The 19,454-nt window shown below is 38.1% G+C and carries 20 protein-coding genes; all 20 read left to right on the forward strand.

Annotated elements, in window-relative coordinates; translation table 11 throughout:
- The first annotated feature begins 12 nt into the window (after positions 1–12).
- The 20 genes from ACIQZA_RS01875 to ACIQZA_RS01970 all read left to right on the forward strand — a co-directional run bounded on the left by ACIQZA_RS01875 (position 13) and on the right by ACIQZA_RS01970 (position 19,404).
- Positions 13–735, forward strand: a complete 723-nt coding sequence (locus tag ACIQZA_RS01875; protein ID WP_402880034.1) for a YveK family protein — start codon at positions 13–15, stop codon at positions 733–735.
- Positions 735–1,448 carry a CpsD/CapB family tyrosine-protein kinase gene (locus tag ACIQZA_RS01880; protein ID WP_400934421.1) on the forward strand — a complete coding sequence of 238 codons (714 nt, stop codon included), beginning with the start codon at positions 735–737 and terminating at the stop codon, positions 1,446–1,448. Before ACIQZA_RS01875 ends, ACIQZA_RS01880 begins: the two co-directional genes overlap by 1 nt.
- A gap of 189 nt (positions 1,449–1,637) precedes the next feature.
- Positions 1,638–2,435 (forward strand): TIGR00282 family metallophosphoesterase, encoded by a 798-nt coding sequence (locus tag ACIQZA_RS01885; protein WP_142507399.1) that lies wholly within the window; start codon positions 1,638–1,640, stop codon positions 2,433–2,435.
- A 949-nt stretch (positions 2,436–3,384) separates the two neighbouring features.
- Positions 3,385–3,651 (forward strand): stage V sporulation protein S, encoded by a 267-nt coding sequence (locus tag ACIQZA_RS01890; RefSeq protein ID WP_004224903.1) that lies wholly within the window; start codon positions 3,385–3,387, stop codon positions 3,649–3,651.
- A gap of 311 nt (positions 3,652–3,962) precedes the next feature.
- Positions 3,963–5,702 carry a 2-oxoacid:acceptor oxidoreductase subunit alpha gene (locus ACIQZA_RS01895; protein ID WP_402880032.1) on the forward strand — a complete coding sequence of 580 codons (1,740 nt, stop codon included), beginning with the start codon at positions 3,963–3,965 and terminating at the stop codon, positions 5,700–5,702.
- The gene (locus ACIQZA_RS01900; RefSeq protein ID WP_132357351.1) at positions 5,702–6,568 is read left to right on the forward strand and encodes a 2-oxoacid:ferredoxin oxidoreductase subunit beta; all 867 of its coding nucleotides are present in this window, start codon (positions 5,702–5,704) and stop codon (positions 6,566–6,568) included. Before ACIQZA_RS01895 ends, ACIQZA_RS01900 begins: the two co-directional genes overlap by 1 nt.
- A 457-nt stretch (positions 6,569–7,025) precedes the next feature.
- The gene (locus ACIQZA_RS01905; RefSeq protein ID WP_402880030.1) at positions 7,026–7,733 is read left to right on the forward strand and encodes a lantibiotic protection ABC transporter ATP-binding protein; all 708 of its coding nucleotides are present in this window, start codon (positions 7,026–7,028) and stop codon (positions 7,731–7,733) included.
- A gap of 1 nt (position 7,734) precedes the next feature.
- The gene (locus ACIQZA_RS01910; protein ID WP_402880028.1) at positions 7,735–8,463 is read left to right on the forward strand and encodes a lantibiotic immunity ABC transporter MutE/EpiE family permease subunit; all 729 of its coding nucleotides are present in this window, start codon (positions 7,735–7,737) and stop codon (positions 8,461–8,463) included.
- Between the two features lie 3 nt (positions 8,464–8,466).
- A complete protein-coding gene (locus tag ACIQZA_RS01915; protein ID WP_402880026.1) occupies positions 8,467–9,222 on the forward strand; it encodes a lantibiotic immunity ABC transporter MutG family permease subunit in 756 nt (251 codons plus the stop codon).
- Positions 9,223–9,250: 28 nt separating this feature from the next.
- Positions 9,251–9,913, forward strand: a complete 663-nt coding sequence (locus tag ACIQZA_RS01920; RefSeq protein WP_142507392.1) for a response regulator transcription factor — start codon at positions 9,251–9,253, stop codon at positions 9,911–9,913.
- A complete protein-coding gene (locus ACIQZA_RS01925; RefSeq protein WP_402880024.1) occupies positions 9,901–11,277 on the forward strand; it encodes a sensor histidine kinase in 1,377 nt (458 codons plus the stop codon). Before ACIQZA_RS01920 ends, ACIQZA_RS01925 begins: the two co-directional genes overlap by 13 nt.
- A gap of 420 nt (positions 11,278–11,697) precedes the next feature.
- The gene (locus tag ACIQZA_RS01930) at positions 11,698–12,069 is read left to right on the forward strand and encodes a 2-oxoglutarate ferredoxin oxidoreductase subunit beta (protein WP_255504986.1); all 372 of its coding nucleotides are present in this window, start codon (positions 11,698–11,700) and stop codon (positions 12,067–12,069) included.
- A 250-nt stretch (positions 12,070–12,319) separates the two neighbouring features.
- Positions 12,320–13,408 carry an ABC transporter substrate-binding protein gene (locus ACIQZA_RS01935; RefSeq protein WP_402880022.1) on the forward strand — a complete coding sequence of 363 codons (1,089 nt, stop codon included), beginning with the start codon at positions 12,320–12,322 and terminating at the stop codon, positions 13,406–13,408.
- Positions 13,398–14,234 (forward strand): alkaline phosphatase family protein, encoded by an 837-nt coding sequence (locus ACIQZA_RS01940; protein WP_402880020.1) that lies wholly within the window; start codon positions 13,398–13,400, stop codon positions 14,232–14,234. The genes ACIQZA_RS01935 and ACIQZA_RS01940 overlap by 11 nt, the downstream gene beginning before the upstream one ends.
- Before the next feature lie 374 nt (positions 14,235–14,608).
- Positions 14,609–15,451, forward strand: a complete 843-nt coding sequence (locus ACIQZA_RS01945) for an ABC transporter permease (RefSeq protein WP_400934521.1) — start codon at positions 14,609–14,611, stop codon at positions 15,449–15,451.
- On the forward strand, positions 15,451–16,236 hold the full coding sequence (locus tag ACIQZA_RS01950; RefSeq protein WP_400934438.1) for an ABC transporter permease: 786 nt from the start codon (positions 15,451–15,453) through the stop codon (positions 16,234–16,236). The genes ACIQZA_RS01945 and ACIQZA_RS01950 overlap by 1 nt, the downstream gene beginning before the upstream one ends.
- Entirely contained in the window at positions 16,233–17,234 is a 1,002-nt protein-coding gene (locus ACIQZA_RS01955; protein ID WP_402880018.1) for an ABC transporter ATP-binding protein, read from the forward strand. The genes ACIQZA_RS01950 and ACIQZA_RS01955 overlap by 4 nt, the downstream gene beginning before the upstream one ends.
- Positions 17,231–18,019, forward strand: a complete 789-nt coding sequence (locus ACIQZA_RS01960; protein WP_402880016.1) for a DeoR/GlpR family DNA-binding transcription regulator — start codon at positions 17,231–17,233, stop codon at positions 18,017–18,019. Before ACIQZA_RS01955 ends, ACIQZA_RS01960 begins: the two co-directional genes overlap by 4 nt.
- On the forward strand, positions 18,012–19,019 hold the full coding sequence (locus tag ACIQZA_RS01965; protein ID WP_400934444.1) for a histidinol phosphate phosphatase domain-containing protein: 1,008 nt from the start codon (positions 18,012–18,014) through the stop codon (positions 19,017–19,019). The genes ACIQZA_RS01960 and ACIQZA_RS01965 overlap by 8 nt, the downstream gene beginning before the upstream one ends.
- A gap of 58 nt (positions 19,020–19,077) precedes the next feature.
- Positions 19,078–19,404, forward strand: coding sequence for a hypothetical protein (locus tag ACIQZA_RS01970; protein ID WP_400934445.1), 327 nt, complete (start codon positions 19,078–19,080; stop codon positions 19,402–19,404).
- Positions 19,405–19,454: the final 50 nt, after the last annotated feature.

Consider the following 19,454-nt stretch of genomic DNA (forward strand, 5'->3'; position numbering starts at 1 on the left):
GAGATCTATTCGGTGGAGACTTCTATTCAAGTAAAAGCGATAGTGAAAATTTTACGCAAACGTTTACTTCTTATTCTATCGATAATCGTAATGGCGATGGCATTGGCTGCTTATCTTAGTTATTATGTCATCACACCTGTGTATCAAGCTGAAACTCAAATATTAATCAACCAAAAAAATACGGATCAACAACTTTATACGGGTGGGTATTCAATTGAGACGGATTTACAATTAATTAATACGTATAATGTCATTATAAAAAGCCCAGCTATTCTATCTAAAGTGATTAAAGAATTGAAATTAGAATTATCTCCTGAACAATTAGCAGAGAAAATTACGGTCAGTAATGAAAACAAATCACAAGTAGTTTCTATAAAAGTTCTTGATGAACAATCAGCACGAGCAGTGGAGATTGCTAATACGATAATAGATGTCTTTAAAGAAGATATTCAAAAACTGATGAACGTAGATAATATCAATGTCCTATCAGTAGCTACATTAGCTGATGACTCACAACCAGTGAAGCCGAAAAAAATTCTAAATATTTCAATTTCAGGACTCCTTGGACTCCTTTTAGGAACAGGCATTGCATTTAGTCTAGAATTTTTCGATTCAACAATAAAGACTGAGCAGGAAATTGAAGAACTATTGAATTTACCGATATTAGGATTCGTAAGTTCAATAAAAGGAGGCAGAGGGTCTATCTCTACTAGAAGAGGGAGGCGAGTCACATAATGTTTAAAATGAAAAATAAAAAAAAGAAAGTATTAGCGATGATGCCACGGAAATTATTGACTAGCGAACATACAACTTCTATCATTTCTGAACAATTTCGAACAATACGAACAAATTTGAAATTTGCACTCCCTAATTTATCGTGTAAAACAATTTTAGTGACATCATCTATCCCTGGTGAAGGAAAGACAACGAATGCAGCAAATATTGCGATAGTTTTTGCACAAGAAGGAAAAAAAGTTTTATTAGTGGATGCTGATATGCGAAAGCCTACAATGCACTATACATTTGAATTGCTTAATATTTCAGGTTTATCGAGTGTATTGATACAAAATGACACTTTGAGCGAGGCTATACAAGAAACGTTTATTGAGGGATTATTTGTCCTCACTAGTGGGCCGATCCCACCTAATCCAGTAGAGCTTCTTTCTTCAGAAATGATGGATACTTTAATAGAAAAAATGATAGCGTATTATGATGTAATAATCTTTGATACGCCACCTGTTAATTCTGTGACCGATGCTCAAATCTTAGCAAATAAAACAGATGGTGCACTACTTATTGTTAATACTGGAGTAGTTGAGAAATCTAGTGTTGTCAAAGCAAAAAATTCCTTATTAGTGGCACAAGCGAAAATATTAGGGGTCGTCATGAATAACTATACTTTGCAAAAAAAACAATATAAGAGCCAGTATTATCATGTGAAAAAATAGAAATCAGTACCGTCCGCCTGACAAGTACCTAAATTACTTGTTAGGTGTTTTTTTATAGACAATGAGAAAGAGTATGAGTACCTACTTTTTCAAGACCAGTTTAATACGCTGAACGGACATAGTTTTGCGTTTGACTTTGAATTAGTGGTAAAATATAAGGTGCTAATTAATGAAAGAGTGGTTATGAAAATGAAAGTTTTATTTATTGGGGATATTGTAGGTTCAATCGGTCGAGATGCAGTAGAAAAATATTTACCCCGTTTAAAGAAAAAATACAATCTAGACGTTGTTATTGCCAATGGTGAAAATGCAGCAGCAGGACGCGGAATTACACGTAATATTTATAATGAGTTATTGCAAATGGGTGTTGATGTTATTACGATGGGCAATCACACTTGGGATAATAAAGATATTTTTGATTTTATAGATGATGCAGATTATTTAATACGCCCGGCGAACTTTTCAAATGATGCACCAGGTAAAGGAATGGTGCAAATTTCAAAAAACGGTGCAACTCTATCTGTTATTAATTTACATGGACGAGTATTTTTGCCTCCTCATGAAGATCCGTTTGCGATGGCGGAGAAATTAATCGAAGAAGCACATAAAACGTCACCGCTTGTATTCGTGGATTTTCATGCAGAAGCGACAAGTGAAAAAATTGCACTTGGATGGCACTTAGATGGGAAGGCTTCGGCAGTTGTTGGTACACATACACATGTGCAAACAGCCGATGCACGCATTTATCCAAATGGAACAGCCTATATTACGGACGTTGGTATGACAGGTCCATACGATGAAATTTTAGGGATGACGAAGGAAAGTGTCATTTATAAATTCCAAACAAACATGCCATCTCGTTTTGAAGTGCCTAAAAAAGGACGCGAAGTGTTAAGTGGTTTCTTTGTAGAGATTGATGATAAAACAGGAAAAGCTCGACATTGTGAGCGAATATATATAAACGAAGATTATCCGTTCCAAGCATAAGAAGAGAAACTATTGTGTGTTAAAAAATGCACAATAGTTTTTTGTTTGAAAATTTGTTAATTCAATTAAAGCGTCATAATAAAAAATGACTCTTCGGCAAAACGAGAGGTTGATTTCCACTCCGACTGGGCGCTTTGTTGCTGTCGCTAGCTTTCGCACAGATAAAAAATTTGCCGCGGACGCTACGCTTTCGCGCAGAGCAGAGCTTCCTGGGGGCGCCCTATGAGCCGCTTCACTCGCGTTGCTCGCTCCAGTGTCTCGGGCCAACACGATGTTGGTCACGAAGGCGTTATCACAGGATGTGATGGTTTTAGCTTTCGTTCCTCTATCGCTAATCCCCAAGGAGTCGCCCAGCCTCCACTCCAACCAACCATTTCACAAGCTTGTACCTTCTGGCATGTCACTCAAAATTTATAGTGATAAAACGAAACTTCAACAAAGGGGTTTGTCTGTGCAAAAGTTCAGAAATAACAGGTGTACAATTGTGTCACTATTATAAGTCTTTTCTTTTCGATTATAATAAGTAGCAATAGTGTTCACTTTTGAAACGATAAAAACTTATAAAAGCTCTACACTATCGTTGATTGGAGTGGAAGGCTACTCGACTCCCGTGGGAAAGCGAGACAGGCGAGACCCTGCACGGAGCGTAGCGAAGGAAGCGGCTCGGCGCTCGCCCACAGGAAAGCGAGTAGCCTGGAACGGAAATCATCCCACGTTTTGCAAAGGAGCCCTAAGTTATTTATAATGGCGTATTTATTTCAATGACAAAGTAATTTTCTAACTGTAAATATCAGTCTTTTTAGATTGTTTTGATATATAAGAAATGAAAATAGTCTATTTTCTTCTTACCGAGCATAAAATGACCTATCGACAATAACTTGAGGTCCAAAAAAAGGGGGACATGAGTTGTTGAGCGTAAACACTATTCGCGAAACGGGGAGGAATAATTGTGGATTCATTAAAAGTATCATCACGCTCTAATCCAAATTCAGTTGCAGGTGCATTAGTCGCGGTAATCAGAGAAAAAGGGCAAGCAGAAATGCAGGCAGTTGGGGCAGGTGCACTTAACCAAGCCGTGAAAGCAGTGGCCATTGCACGCGGATTTGTAGCGCCAAGTGGCACAGATTTAATTTGCGCACCGGCGTTTGCCGATATTTTAATTGCTGGTGAGGAACGTACAGCTTTAAAGCTTCTTGTGGAGAAACGTATTCGATAAAAAAGTAATGAAGTAAAATGCCTTGCACATAATAAGCTGCAAGGCATTTTTTTCGTTTATATAGACAATCAGAATTTGAGGAAGAGAATCCTACATGCTCTACATACTAATATGTTAAATGTCACTTGAAATCCGCAAATTAATTTTTTAAACTTAATTGATTTAAAATTACAACTTTATGAACGCCATTTTCAGTCAAAGGTCTGATTTTCGTTTAAATCGGGGAATAACAATAGTGTAGACCGTTTCTTCGTGTTAAACTTATGAAGGAAAAATAATAGTATATACATTGGATCTAAGGAGTTGTTGACATGTTACATCAGCTTTCATGGAAAGTCGGTGGGCAACAGGGTGAAGGGATTGAAAGTACCGGCGAAATTTTCTCAACGGCAATGAATCGTTTAGGTTACTTCCTATACGGTTATCGTCATTTCTCTTCTCGAATTAAAGGTGGCCATACGAATAATAAAATTACAGTTCGTCCAACAGAAGTACGTTCAATTGCGGATGATTTAGATATTTTAGTAGCGTTCGACCAAGAAACAATCGACGTCAATTATAAAGAATTAACAGAAACAGGCGTTATTTTAGCGGATTCAAAATTTACTCCAGTGAAGCCAGAAGATTCAAAAGCGCCATTATTTGTAGTACCTTTTACAGAGGTAGCGGCAGAGCTTGGTACTTCGTTGATGAAAAATATGGTGGCGATCGGAGCAACAGCTTCATTGCTAAATCTAGAGGACGAAGTGTTCCAAAATGTTGTAGATGATATTTTTGGCAAAAAAGGTGAAGAAGTTGTTCAGAAAAATATGGAGGCCATTGCACGCGGTCATGAATTAATGAATGAGCTGCTAGGAGATCGTGTAGGTGACTGGGCTTTAGCACCAGCAGACGGTAAACGCCGTATGTTCATGATCGGAAACGATGCAGTTGCACTTGGTGCACTTGCAGCTGGGACACGCTTTATGGCAGCCTACCCAATTACACCAGCTTCTGAGATTATGGAATATCTTATTAAAAAATTACCGAAATTCGGTGGTGCGGTTATTCAAACAGAAGACGAAATTGCTGCAGCGACAATGGCAATTGGTGCAAACTTTGGTGGTGTTCGTGCTTTTACAGCTTCTGCTGGCCCTGGTCTTTCATTAATGATGGAAGCACTTGGTCTTTCAGGTATGACAGAGCAGCCACTAGTTGTTGTTGATACACAACGTGGTGGTCCATCAACAGGATTACCAACAAAACAAGAGCAATCAGATTTAATGGCGATGTTATATGGTACGCATGGTGAAATTCCAAAAGTAGTAATTGCACCATCTACAATGGAAGAAGCATTCTTTGACACAATCCAAGCATTTAACATTGCAGAGGAATTACAATTACCAGTTATTTTAATGACAGACTTGCAATTATCTCTAGGTAAACAATCTGTTGAGCCATTCGATTACAATAAAATTGAAATTCGTCGCGGTAAAATTGTTACAGGCGATATTGAAGAAGTAGCCGATAAAGCATACTTTAAACGTTATGAAGATACGGAAGATGGTATTTCACCGCGTGTGCTACCTGGTACGTTGAATGGTATTCACCATGTAACGGGGGTTGAACACGATGAAACAGGTAAACCGTCTGAAGCATCTGGTAACCGTCAAGTACAAATGGATAAACGTTTCCGTAAGCTAGCAGCATTGAAATTTGATCATCCAGTACATTCAAATGCGCCACACGAAGAAGCTGATATTTTATTAGTGGGCTTTAACTCAACACGTGGAGCTATTGAAGAAGTACAAGAACGCTTAAATGCTCAAGGCATGAAGGTGAACCATGCACATATTCGTTTAATTCACCCATTCCCATCTGCTGAGGTGGCACCACTTGTAGCAAAAGCGAAAAAAGTAATCGTTGTAGAAAATAACTACACAGGTCAATTAGCAAATATTATGAAGATGAATGTTGGTGGTCACGATAAAATCGAGACTATTACAAAATATGATGGTACACCATTCTTGCCAGGTGAATTAGAAAATCGTGTGAAGGAGTTGACTCGCTAATGGCGACATTTAAGGATTTTCGTAATACAGTGAAACCAAACTGGTGCCCAGGCTGTGGTGACTTCTCTGTTCAGGCAGCGATTCAACGTGCCGCGGCAAACGTCGGTATTGAACCGAACGAATTAGCTGTTATCTCTGGGATTGGCTGTTCTGGTCGTATTTCAGGCTACATTAATTCTTATGGCTTCCACGGTATTCATGGTCGTGCATTACCAATTGCACAAGGCTTAAAAATGGCTAACCGTGATTTAAACGTTATTGCTTCTGGTGGTGACGGAGATGGATTTGCGATTGGTATGGGTCATACAATTCATGCTATCCGTCGTAATATTGACATCACATACGTTGTGATGGATAACCAAATTTATGGTTTAACAAAGGGGCAAACATCTCCACGTTCTGCTGCAGGATTTATTACAAAATCTACGCCAGGTGGTGCGATTGAGCCTTCATTAAAACCGTTAGAAGTAGCTTTAACAAGCGGAGCTACTTTTGTCGCACAAGGATTCTCAACGGATATTAAAGAGTTAACAGCTTTAATTGAAGCGGGCATTAATCATAAAGGCTTCTCATTCATCAACGTATTCTCACCTTGTGTTACGTATAACAAAGTGAACACGTACGATTGGTTTAAAGAAAACTTAACGAAGCTTGCTGATATTGAAGGCTATGACAATTCTGACCGTGGTATGGCAATGCGTACAGTGATGGAGCATGAAGGTTTAGTAACAGGTATTATTTATCAAGATACTGAAACAGCTTCATACCAAGAAAAAGTACCAGGCTATTCAGAGCTACCATTAACGGATATCGATATTAAAATGAGCGAAAATGATTTTAATGAATTAGTAAAAGAATTTATGTAAATTAAATTTTATATAGCATGATAAAAAGCATTTGGGATGTCCTCATTCCAAATGCTTTTTGTGTTTTTGAAAGACTGTTAAGTCAATGAAATTAAGATGTTAAAATATTTTTCTAGCTGTCGCTACGTTAGCACTACGCTTTCGCACATAAGAAGCGAAGTGCTGAAGCTTGAGTTTTATCATTATAAATGAGTAGATACATGCTCTGTGAAGTGGTTGATTGGAGTGGAGACTGAGCGACTCCTTGGGGATTAGCGTCACAGATGAGACCCTGCAGCGAAGCGAAGCGGCTCATCGGACGCCCCCAGGAAAGCGCTCAGTCGGAACGGAAATCAACCCCCTCGTTTTGCCAACCAATTTTGATTTTTATAGGGTTTCTTCAAAATTTTTGCTATCCTTATAAAATCCTTATAATCATTTTTTACACTATAATCATCGAAAGGAAGATGATTATAAAGTGGAAGATATTATTTTACAAACAGAAAATCTTAGTAAAAGCTTTAAGGGACAAAAAATTGTGGAGGACTTGTCGTTAACGATACCTCGCAATACTGTTTACGGTTTACTCGGTCCTAACGGTGCAGGGAAATCGACAACGTTAAAAATGATTACGGGTATGCTGCGTCCGAATGCAGGAAAGATACTTTTTAATGGACGTGAATGGAATCGCAATGATTTAAAAGACATTGGTGTATTAATTGAAACACCACCGCTTTACGAAAATTTAACGGCAACAGAAAATCTAAAGGTTCGAACGATTGCCCTCGGATTGCCACAGTCACGTATTGACGAAGTATTAAGAATCGTAGACTTGACCAATACAGGAAAAAAACGAGCAGGACAGTTTTCGTTAGGGATGAAACAACGTCTTGGAATAGCTATTGCGCTATTAAACTATCCAAAGCTTTTAATTCTTGATGAGCCGACAAATGGTCTCGATCCAATCGGCATTCAAGAGCTTCGAAAGCTAATCCGATCTTTTCCAGAGCAAGGGATTACAGTCATTTTATCTAGTCACATCCTGTCAGAGGTAGAGCAGGTTGTTGATGAAATTGGCATCATTGCAGGAGGGAAATTAGGCTATCAGGGAGTTGCTCCACAAGGTCAGGAATTAGAATCATTATTTATGCAAGTAGTGTCTGCTAATAGAAAGGCAGGCATGTAACATGATTTCAATTATGAAGGCTGAAAGATTAAAATGGAAAAAGACTTTTATTCCTAAATTAGTTTGGCTAGCACCCATTGTGGCGATAGTACTAACTGCATTATTAATGGGAGGAAAGTTTTTTCAAAGTGGTGCTTATAATTTTTGGTATACATTGCTCCTACCAGGTGCACTGACGATATGCTGCACATTAGTGGTGGAAAAAGATGCTAAATTGAAATATCATAGTATTCTCGCAATGCCGATTGACCTAAAGAAGATTTGGTTTGGTAAAATACTAACATGTAGCGCCTGGTTGTTAGTAACTACACTTATTTTCTTTGTAAGTATATCTGCTAGTGGAGTACTCTTTGGCACTAGCTATTCTTTAACAAGTAGTTTTACAGGTAGCTCGGTAATTTTCTTAACGTTATTATGGCAAATTCCCTTCTGTCTATTTCTTGCGGCAAAATTAGGAACTTATATAGCAATTTTAATAAATTTAGTCGGTAATATGGCAGGTATGATTGCATTTGCGAATGGAGATTTTTGGTATAGTGTTCCTTACGCCATTACAGCAAGACTAATATGTCCAACATTAGAGATTTTACCAAATGGTCTGCTAGTGCCTGAAGGAAGTCCATTATTAAACACGTGGGTTATAGCTCCAGGTATATTAATTGCCTTAGTATGGTTTGCTTTAATAAGCTTCCTTACTGCACGATGGTTCCAAAAAAGGGAGGCGAAATAGTGCATGATAATGTTAAGATTACTTAGAGCAGAGCTTCTTAAAACAAAAAGAACGCCTTTTTTACTCACACATCTAATTGTACCTATCATTATTTCAGGGATATTTTTAGCATACTATACTTATTCACCATGGGGTTTCAATGCTAGGGTAACGGCTTATCTTCAAGGAGTAGCATGCGGATTTCCAATTATTATTGGGTTAGTTTGTGCGATGGCAGCGGAACAAGAAGCAACTGCAGGACATTTTCAGGAGATGCTAACCACTACTAAAACAAAAATAGTAGCCTATTTAAGCAAGTTGCTACTGTTATTATTATTTAGTTTTGGCGCAATATTACTGTCCATCGGTATTTTTAGTGCTGGTTTTATTGAGCTTTTGCATGAAGATACTTTTGGTTATCAATTTTATTTCATAGCTGGATGTATTTTATTTGTAGGCTATGTATTTTTATATATTTTACATTTATTTGTTAGTCTTCATTTTGGTAAAGGTGCCTCAATCGGTTTAGGGATTGTGGGATCACTAATAGTAGCCTTACTACTAACTGGACTAGGTAATGGTATTTGGTCATTTATACCTTATGGTTGGGGTGGTCACTTTGTTTCGTTATGGACAATGAAGACGTCAGGGCTAGACCTATCAACGGTGAAAGTAGGACTACAGGAAGGTATTATTGCTTCAGTTTGCGGAACATTGTGCGCATTAGTCCTATCTTGTTTCTGGTTTTGGAAGTGGGAAGGAAGAAGATCGGAGAATTAGGGTATGAAGAAATGATGAGGGTAGAAATATGGCAAAAATATTAGCAGTAGATGATGAAAAAGATATTTTAGTATTGATAAAAAATGCACTACTAAAAGACGAACATTTAGTAACGGCAGTCTTTGATGCGCCGGAAGTAAGTAAAATGGATCTTGGTGCCTTCGATTTAATTTTACTGGATGTAATGATGCCCGAAATAGATGGATTTACACTATGTGGTCAAATACGTCATGCTGTAGATTGTCCCATCCTTTTTTTAACGGCTAAATCATTAGAAGAAGATTTAATGTATGGTCTAGGTCTTGGCGCTGATGATTACATTATCAAGCCGTTTGGCATTGGAGAGCTACGTGCAAGAGTGAATGCGCATTTGAGACGCGAAAAAAGAGAAAGACGTAGTATCCTTTTTGTAGATAATGTTCACTTCAATCTATCAGGCAAAGAGCTGTTTATAAATGAAGAGAAGGTAATGCTGACAAAAAGCGAATATGCAATATGCGAATTTCTAGCTCGAAATCGAGGACAAGTATTTTCGAAAGAAAAAATTTATGAAACTATTTTTGGCTTTGATGGGAAGAGTGACAGTACTGCTATTACGGAGCATATTAAAAATATTCGTTCAAAGCTACATGCCTTTCATGTTGACGCCATTGACACTGTTTGGGGGATCGGATATAAATGGAGACAATAAAGCCCACAAAAGGCACTCGACTACATACTTTTTTTCTACGATATCTCCTTTTCCTAAGTTTAGGCACCATTCTGTTAGTCGTAATACTGTTTAGTATATTTTTATTTACTTTTTCTACCAACATTGTTTTGCCAGCAAATTATGCAGAAAGTCAAATTACATTATCAAAGGATCGGATTGCGTCTAGTAGTTCGGTTACCGCTGATATTATTCCAGACCTTGTTGACTATGCTGTCTTTTCTAAAGATGGACAATTCCTTACAGGGAATCTTTCAGAAAAGGAAGCTTTTAAAGCATGGGATGTAATGAAAAAAAGGGAAACTAGAAATAGTTCCCAATTTTACTCGTTTATAGAGCGAGAAAATGAGATTTGTATATTACGATATTATTTAGTACCTCAGTATCGTTCAGAAATTTTAAGAAAATATTTACCTAATCCGCAACTATTAGAATTTCTAGTGTTTATTATAGGGATAGTAGCTTATGCAACTGTCCTTGCTATCCATTTTGGAAGAAGTCTAAAGAAAAAAATGTTTGGCTTGCAGGAAGCGATTGAAAAAATACAAAATCAAAATTTGGATTTTACGATTAATCATTCAGGAATTCGTGAAATAGATGAAATATCGGTTTCTCTTGAGCAGATGAAAGAGGCTTTAAATAGCTCCTTAAAACAGCAATGGGAATCTGAACAGGCACGTAGAGAACAAATTTCTGCTCTTGCTCATGATCTGAAAACACCGCTCACAATTATTCGGGGAAATGCAGAGCTTTTGCAGGATACGGCTCAAGATGATATACAAAGAGAATATAATGACTATATTTTAAAAAATACAATGGAAATAGAAAAATTCACGAAAGAGTTGATTGATTTATCGAAAATGGAAAGAAATGTAACTCGTGAAAAAACGAATGTTAAAACGGATGCATTTATGACAGATGTAGAACAACAAATGAGAGCTCTTTCGTTGGAAAAAAGGCTTCAAGTGGATATCCAGAAGGAAATTCTTCCTGCACGTATATTTATCGATGAAGAGCAGTTCTATCGTGCGATTTTAAATGTCATTGCTAATGCTGTAGAGCACACACCTGAATATGGAAAGGTAACATTAACTGTGCAAGTTGCTACTGATGTTATTCGATTTATCGTTACTGATAACGGCTGTGGATTTTCTCCGAGAGATTTAAACGAGGCTACCAAACAGTTTTATCGCGGAGATCCAAGCAGAAATGCAGGAGATCACCATGGGATGGGACTTTATATTGCCCAATCAATTGTTCAGCGTCACGCTGGAACATTGCTAATTGACAATGATTTATTAGCTGGTGGAGGAAGAGTAACCATATCAATCCCAATCAATAATTAGTCACAATAGAGTTATGTTAATGAAGAAAATAAGGTCATAACCATAACGTGGGGTTGATTTCCGTTCCGGCTGGACGCTTCGTTACACTGCGCTTTCGCACAGATAAAACAATGTTGGTCACGAAGGCGTTATCACAGGACGTGATGGTTTTAGCCTTCGTTCCCTTGTGTGCTCGCTCCAGAGTCTCATGTGTGACGCTGTGATCTGACCCCAAGGAGTCGCCCAGTCTCCACTTCAATCAACTTATATAGATGGTAAACGTTTTACCAATAGCATATTAATGAAATTCATTAGAAAGAATGATTTTGACGAATTTGTCAAAACATTCTTTTTGTTTTTGATAAAAGGGAAAAAATGGGGAGCGTGTTCGGGCAATAGTATTGTAAAAAATGCTACAATAAAAGAAAAAAAGAAGAGGCGATGCACGTGGATAACGTCATTGATTTTATTGCAAAGAAAAAAGAACGTGAAGAAAGACAACGCACACAGGATTTGGAAAGGTATGTTGCGACACAATGTAATTTTCATCAACCGGAAAATATTGATGCACTTGTTGATGGAAAAATGATTGAGGTCAAGGACCATACGTTGTTTTTAGGTTTTCTCTCGATATTAAATGATAAAAAAATCGATCCACTTGATATTTTTCAAGATGTTTTTACATTAGCACCTGCCCACTTTGAGATGTCCTACAATATGAAATGGTGGTCAGTTGTACAGCTTGCCTTTACATTTTTAACAATTTTAAAAGAAAACGAGCCGCATACATATGCAGATTTTCTTGGTTTATAAAATGAATCTAGAGTGTGTGCACGTTCTTAGAAAGCTACATAAACGTGCGCATACAGAACTAGATCCCTACTTACTCCTCTAAAACTTTTACAATCCCCCTTCAATTAATAATCGTTTATAGATTTTCATAATTCCTTCATAATTTTTACTGAATATTTTAATGTCCTCCATACTTGCTTAATGTTTGTTTCCTAACATAAATGTTGTAAGGCAAATGAAAACAAACATAAACAAATGGAGGTTCCAACTCATGGCAATTCAAAAGTTGTGGAAGAAAGGTCTAATCGGAGCAGTAGCAATTTCAATGTTGGCAGCTTGTTCCGACGGTTCATCTAGTTCGAATGAAGTGAAAAGTGATTTGACACTTGAAGAGATTACGAAAAAAGCAAAAGAAGAAGGAACTGTAAATTCTGTCGGAATGCCAGATACATGGGCTAACTGGGTAGAGACTTGGGGTGATCTTGGTACTGAATATACCCTTAAGCATAAGGATACAGACATGTCGAGTGCCGAGGAGCTAGCGAAGTTTGAGGCGGAAAAGGATGATGCAACTGCGGATATTGGTGACGTCGGAATTGCTTTTGGACCGATTGCCAAGGACAAGGGTTTAACATTACCGTATAAAACATCTTATTGGAATGAAATACCTGACTGGGCAAAGGATAATGATGGCCATTGGATCGTGGGTTATACTGGAACTATTTCATTTTTAACTGATAAAAACAACGTCAAAAATGCCCCGAAATCATGGGAGGATATTAAAAACGGAGATTACACGGTTAGCATTGGTGATGCTTTAACAGCGAATCAAGCACAGTTTGCTATTTTAGCAGCTGCTATGGCATTTGGTGGTGATGAATCGAATATTCAACCTGGAATAGACTTTTTTGCATCTTTAGCAAAACAAGGGCGTTTAAAAGGAGATCCAACTGTAGCGAATTTAGAAAAAGGCGAGATTGATGTAGCCATCTTATGGGATTTTAATGCACTTGGCTATCGACACCAAATTGATGAGAAACGTTTTGATGTCATCATTCCATCAGAAGGCTCTGTAACATCAGGCTATGCAACAATCATTAATAAATATGCCAAAAATCCTCATGCAGCTATGCTAGCTCGTGAATACATTTTATCGGATGCAGGACAAGAAAATTTAGCGAAGGGTTATGCTCGTCCAATTCGTGACAAGGTTCAATTACCTCAAGATGTTCAGAAGCTATTATTACCTGCGGAAATGTACAAAAATGCACAGCCAGTAAAAGACCAAAAGAAATGGGAAGAAACAACAAAGCAAATTCCACAACAATATCAGGAGCAGGTATTAATTCATGGAAAATAATAAAGTTGTCTTAATTGTCGTAGATGCACTTCGCTTTGATACAGCTTGTACCCATATGGGATTTATGCACCATTTAGTTGAACGTAAACTAGCAGCACGCTACAAGGTTTGCTCAGAGGTCCCTTCACTATCAAGGCCTTTATATGAAACGATTTTAACGGGGACACCACCCATTGTACATGGAGTAACGAGCAATATGACAGTGCGTTTATCGACGCAAAATAGTTTATTTCATTTAGCGAAAGAAAACGGTCTATCTACAGCAGCAGCTGCCTATTATTGGGTAAGTGAGCTATATAATCGTGCTCCATTTGTGCATATGGAGGACAGACTACAATTAGATACCCAATTGCCGATTGAGAATGGACTGTTCTACTTTGAGGATTACTATCCAGACAGTCATTTATTTGCTGAAGCTGCTTGGCTAATGGATCAAAAGCAACCAGATTTCTTATATATTCATCCGATGAATGTAGATGATGACGGTCATAAATTTACAGCTGACTCGGCGCAATATCGAAATCGTGTTTTAGCAGTTGATGCATTATTATCTGTATTTATCCCAAAATGTCTTGCGCAGGGCTATGAAGTGATCGTGACAGCAGATCATGGGATGACGAGTGATGGAAATCATGGAGGCACAACAGCTGAGGATCGTCATGTACCAATGTTTGTTATTTCGAATCACGTTAAAGCAGGCATTAAGGATGAGATTGTATCACAGTTACAAATTGCTCCGTTATGCTGTCATTTATTGAATATCGAACCTTCTGATGAAATGGTTCCCCTGTTATTAGAAGGGATGCATTCATTAAAAAAGGTTTAATCATCAATATTAATTGGGCGTGTTTGGGAAGCTTCCAGCAGGGAAATTCTATTAGTTCATCATCAAAAGTTGGGATGACATTTTCAAAATATTTGTAATGTGTTAGTTGATTGAAGTGAAGACAGGGCGACTCCTTGGGGATCAGCGATAGGGGGAACGAAGGCTAAAACCATCACGTCCTGTGATAACGCCTTCGTGTCCAACATCGTGTTGGCCCGAGATTCTGCAGTGAAGCGGATGTTGTCTGTGCGAAAGCGAAGCGCCAGCAACAATGCGCCCTGTCGGAACGGAAATCAACCCCCGTTATGGTGATGAGCCTTCTAATTAATAAAAATGATTAAATCAACATGAACTGCTATTAAATATTGAAAGAAGTGATTGTTTTGATTTCGAAGCGGCAAACAGTTGCCTGGCTTTCTCCTTTTCTAGTACTTGTCTTGTTATTTTTCTTAGTACCGTTACTGTATATGCTCATCACAAGCTTTCAAAATAGTGATGGTTTTACATTCGCACAATATCAAACTGTACTAACGAACGATTACATTTTACAAGGCTTTACAAATAGTATTACACTGTCTGTTATTTCGGCAGTCATTGCCTTAATTGTTACCCTATTTGCTGTTTATGCGCTTATGAGATTTTCTGAGCCAGTGCGTGAGAAAATTTTAATACTAACAAATTTAACATCAAATTTTTCAGGTATTCCGTTAGCTTTTGCCTTTATTGTATTACTTGGCAATAGCGGGCTCTTTACATTGCTATTCGATAAATGGGGTATTGACACATTTTCATCATTTTCTCTTTATAGCTGGGGTGGCTTGTTACTGATTTATATTTATTTTCAGCTACCATTAGCCTTAATGCTTTTATACCCAATTTATGATGGGATTCAGCAACAATGGAAGGACGCAGCAGCATTACTTGGAGCTTCCACATGGCAGTTTTGGATGAAGATTGGGATCCCTGTTATGCTTCCTGGAATTGTTGGGACATTTAGCGTATTGTTTGCCAATGCAATGGGAGCGTATGCCTCTGCCTATGCACTAACTAGCAGTAATTACAATTTAGTAGCCATTCGTATTGGTTCTCTTATTAAGGGAGATATTTTTGCACAACCAGAGCTGGCAAGTGCTATTGCAGTAATACTAGCAGTAACGATGGTGACGGCAATGCTATTAAGTGAGTGGAGCATTTCAAAAACAAGGAGGAAGTTATAGTGAAAAAAAGAGGCTTTGCTGATTTATTTTTCCTCCTGTTAGTGGTGTATTTAGTGTTGCCAGTTGTTGCAACAATGCTTTATGCCTTTGCGACGAATTGGAATAAGACCATTTTGCCAGAAGGATTAACATTGAAATGGCTTGCGACATTATTTCAGGATGCAGAATTTATACAGGCGTTTGGACGTTCGGTTTTATTGTCTAGTGGGGCTGTCATGATTGCATTGCTCGTTATCGTACCGGCTATTTTTGTGATCGTGTTGTATTTTCCAAAATACGAAAAATGGATACAGATGGCTGTTGTGATGGTGTATTCATTCCCGGGAATTATTTTAGCAGTCGGGCTCATTCGTGTTTATAGCAAATTTGGTGTGCCGATGATTTTAGTAGTATTAGGGGCATATGTTATCGGTATCCTACCATACATTTATCAGGGGACACGCAATAGTTTGCAGAATGTTGATGCACGACAGCTTTTAGACGCAGCGCAATTACTGGGAGCATCAAAATTGCAGGCATTTACTAAAATATTATTACCTACTGTTTACCCAGGCTTATTTGCTGGTGCATTATTATCGTTTTCCGTACTTTTTGGAGAATTTGTACTGATTAATCTAGTGGTTGGTACTCGCTTTGAGACGGTGCAAATTTATTTAATGAAGAAGCTTAGTACAAGTGGACATATTGCTAGTGCAGTTGTCTTTATTTATATCGTTCTTATGGGCTTATTAACGTACGCTATTGCAACATTAACGAAACGATCGAAAGGTGCTACAAATCTATGAGTTATATTGTGATTGAAGGACTTCATAAAAAATATGGATCAACGACGGTTTTATCAAATATAAATATGAAGATTGAAAAAGGTGAATTTATAACTCTTTTAGGTCCGAGTGGCTGTGGTAAGAGTACAATCCTTCGTATTTTGGCAGGCTTAACAGATGCATCTGCGGGAAAAATTAACATAGAAGACAAGGATATGAATAGTGTTCAACCAAAGGATCGCCAAGTTGGTATGGTGTTTCAATCTTATGCACTATTTCCAAATATGACGGTGAAAGAAAATGTAGCCTTCGGTTTACGTATGCAAAAAGTAAATACTGCTGAAGTGGATCAACGTGTTCAAGAAATACTTGAAATCGTGCATTTAAGTGAAAAAGCGCATACATATCCGAAAGAATTATCTGGAGGTCAGCAGCAGCGTGTTGCCCTTGCTCGAGCATTAATTGTACGTCCAAAAGTATTGCTATTAGATGAACCGCTCAGTGCGTTAGATGCCCAAATTCGTAAGAAACTTCAAGAAGACTTACGAGCTATTCAACAAAAGCTAGGTATAACGATGATTTTAGTTACGCATGATCAAGAGGAAGCAATGGCTGTTTCTGACAAAATATTTGTGATGAATAATGGAATGATTGCACAAAGTGGAACACCTACTGCGATTTATACAAGCCCTGAAAGTGAATTTATCGCAAATTTTATCGGACATTACAATGTTTTTACGCGTCAAGCCCTTGAGAAAATGATTGGCGAGGCATTGCCAAAAGAATACTCAAAATTTGCGATTCGACCAGAAGCCATACATCTCGATCAGAGACAGGGGGATGTTTGTCTGACTGGAGAGGTGAAGCAGTCATTAATGAGTGGCAATGTTATTCGGACAACGTTAGAGGGTGGATGTCTCTTTATGATGGAACAGCTACACCAACGAGGGCATTCGTTTGAGCTTGGTAAGCAATATGTGTGCTATATAGCGAGGGAAGATGTGATTGCATTATCATGACATATGCAAAAATTGAACGTTTTGAATTTATTTTAAAAAAGTTAGAGGCTGATGGAAAAATTGTCGTTGCCAATATTGCAGATGAATTACAAGTAGCACCAGAAACGATTCGTAGAGATTTTGATGAGCTGGAGCAACAGCATTTATTAACGAGAGTACACGGCGGAGCAGTAAAGTATACGAACGTTAGAAATGAACCAGCATTTTTGCGTAAGCTTCAAATGCAAAAAGAGGCAAAGCGTAATATAGCCCGCTTAGCAGCTAGTCGTATATGTGGCGGGGATACAATTGCGGTTGATACAGGTACAACGACGGTGCATATTGCAGATTTTTTATTGGCAGTCGACGATATAACTGTCGTAACCAACTCTATCGCTGCAGCTGTACAATTTAATTTGGCGATAGAGGAGCGACGAATGACTGGAAAGGTCATATTACTCGGTGGAACGACAAATCCAAGACAATCCTCAGTAATAGGAGCTATGACATTAGAATTATTAGGAAATATGAATTTTGATAAGGCATTTATTTCGTGTGGTGGTATAAGTGATGGTATCGTGTACGATTATGATTTGGATGAATCATTAATTTCTAAAAAAATGCTTGATCGCAGCAAGATGAACTTTTTATTATCGGATGCATCTAAAATAAATGGTAAGTCCTTTTATCAAATTTGTCACATAGAGCAGTGCTCAGAAATTTTTTGTGATATAGCTTGCCCATTAGAGTGGCATGCGTATGAGGAAAAGTGGACGGTATGCAATGGAGGGAAATCGGATGATTGATTATCATGTACATTTAGAGGAGGGGCCATATTCATTTCGTTGGCTAGAGCGTACTTCTCGGGCAATTAGATTTTTTAATGAAGATGGAGGAGCAACAAAAGGTTCTAAAGCATTTATAGAGCTACAAATGCAACAGTTATCAAAGCGTTTACACAATGGTTGCTATAGTGAGGAATGGTTAGATTTATATTTACAGCAAGCAAAGCAGCTTGGTTTGCGCGAGGTTGGGGTTGTCGACCATCTCTATCGTTTCAAGGAGACGCGAGCATACTTTGAACGTTATATGCAATTAGATGACAATGAAGTTGGTATAGCTCAGCGTTACTGGCTTGATCGTGTGATGACGGAAAGCATGGATGATTTTGTGTCAACTATTAATCGAGCAAAGGAAAAATGGAGTCGTCATGGTATTTCCTTAAAGCTTGGCATCGAGGCAGACTATTTTGTCGGCGGTGAAGAAGAATTAGCATCATTATTAGAAGGTTATCCGTGGGATTATGTCATCGGATCTGTCCATTTTATGGATGGCTGGGGCTTTGATAATCCTCAAACCCAATACATATTTGAGAGCATGGACGCAGCAGCCTTACAGGAAAACTTTGCACGTTTTTTTGCTACAGTAGAAAAAATGATCTTCTCGAATATGTTTGACTTTGTGGCGCATTTAGACAACTTTAAAGTGTTCGATTATCAAGTGAAGGACACGGCTTTTCTTGACTCTTGGTATGAAAGAATTGCAAAGGCACTTGTGACCACACAAACTGCCACTGAAATAAATGCCGGTTTATTTTATCGCTATCCAGTAAAGGAAATGTGCCCAGGACCACGTTTCTTGCAAATTTTAATTGAACATGGAGTAGCCTTTACAGTTTCCTCAGATGCGCATTTCCCAGACGATTTAGGTAAATACACATTTGCGAATACAGCTTTACTAAAAAGCTATGGCGTTCAAACAATTATTGGATTTGACCAACGCCAAAAACAATATATAGAACTATAATAAACGTCGCCGTTGATGGATATCTTCGGTGATTTTTTATTTTTAGGAAGAGTGGTGAATGGGCTTCAGCGAAGTGAAGGATGGAAAGATCAAAGTGAAGAATAGAAAAGCAAAAATCGTGGATAGAACCGTCAAAATCGTGGATAGAACAGTTAAAGTCGTGGATAGAGCAGTCAAAGCGACGGAAAGAACCGTCAAAATCGTGGATAGAACTGTCGAAATGATGGATAGAGCAGCCAAAGTCGTGGATAGAACAGCCAAAGTCGTGGATAGAACCATCAAAGTGATGGATAGCCCCGACAAAGCGACGGATAGAACCAATAAACTGAAAGAAAGCCCCATAAAACTGGCAGTCCCCCTCAACCCAACAAAAATATTCATCTAACCAACGTGTAATTAAGTCTAAACCGCGACATTTAGTTCGCAAACCTTGTA

The sequence above is a fragment of the Lysinibacillus sp. NPDC096382 genome (genome assembly GCF_044762845.1).
GTDB lineage: Bacteria > Bacillota > Bacilli > Bacillales_A > Planococcaceae > Lysinibacillus.

What these genes read in the sequence shown, in the direction of transcription:
- ACIQZA_RS01895 (WP_402880032.1), top strand. Translation starts at nt 3,963, where the DNA reads ATGTTACATCAGCTTTCATGGAAAGTCGGTGGGCAACAGGGTGAAGGG.
- ACIQZA_RS01955 (WP_402880018.1), top strand. Translation starts at nt 16,233, where the DNA reads ATGAGTTATATTGTGATTGAAGGACTTCATAAAAAATATGGATCAACG.
- ACIQZA_RS01960 (WP_402880016.1), top strand. Translation starts at nt 17,231, where the DNA reads ATGACATATGCAAAAATTGAACGTTTTGAATTTATTTTAAAAAAGTTA.
- ACIQZA_RS01970 (WP_400934445.1), top strand. Translation starts at nt 19,078, where the DNA reads ATGGGCTTCAGCGAAGTGAAGGATGGAAAGATCAAAGTGAAGAATAGA.
- ACIQZA_RS01940 (WP_402880020.1), top strand. Translation starts at nt 13,398, where the DNA reads ATGGAAAATAATAAAGTTGTCTTAATTGTCGTAGATGCACTTCGCTTT.
- ACIQZA_RS01900 (WP_132357351.1), top strand. Translation starts at nt 5,702, where the DNA reads ATGGCGACATTTAAGGATTTTCGTAATACAGTGAAACCAAACTGGTGC.
- ACIQZA_RS01965 (WP_400934444.1), top strand. Translation starts at nt 18,012, where the DNA reads ATGATTGATTATCATGTACATTTAGAGGAGGGGCCATATTCATTTCGT.
- ACIQZA_RS01885 (WP_142507399.1), top strand. Translation starts at nt 1,638, where the DNA reads ATGAAAGTTTTATTTATTGGGGATATTGTAGGTTCAATCGGTCGAGAT.
- ACIQZA_RS01880 (WP_400934421.1), top strand. Translation starts at nt 735, where the DNA reads ATGTTTAAAATGAAAAATAAAAAAAAGAAAGTATTAGCGATGATGCCA.
- ACIQZA_RS01915 (WP_402880026.1), top strand. Translation starts at nt 8,467, where the DNA reads ATGATAATGTTAAGATTACTTAGAGCAGAGCTTCTTAAAACAAAAAGA.
- ACIQZA_RS01920 (WP_142507392.1), top strand. Translation starts at nt 9,251, where the DNA reads ATGGCAAAAATATTAGCAGTAGATGATGAAAAAGATATTTTAGTATTG.
- ACIQZA_RS01925 (WP_402880024.1), top strand. Translation starts at nt 9,901, where the DNA reads ATGGAGACAATAAAGCCCACAAAAGGCACTCGACTACATACTTTTTTT.
- ACIQZA_RS01930 (WP_255504986.1), top strand. Translation starts at nt 11,698, where the DNA reads ATGCACGTGGATAACGTCATTGATTTTATTGCAAAGAAAAAAGAACGT.
- ACIQZA_RS01935 (WP_402880022.1), top strand. Translation starts at nt 12,320, where the DNA reads ATGGCAATTCAAAAGTTGTGGAAGAAAGGTCTAATCGGAGCAGTAGCA.
- ACIQZA_RS01910 (WP_402880028.1), top strand. Translation starts at nt 7,735, where the DNA reads ATGATTTCAATTATGAAGGCTGAAAGATTAAAATGGAAAAAGACTTTT.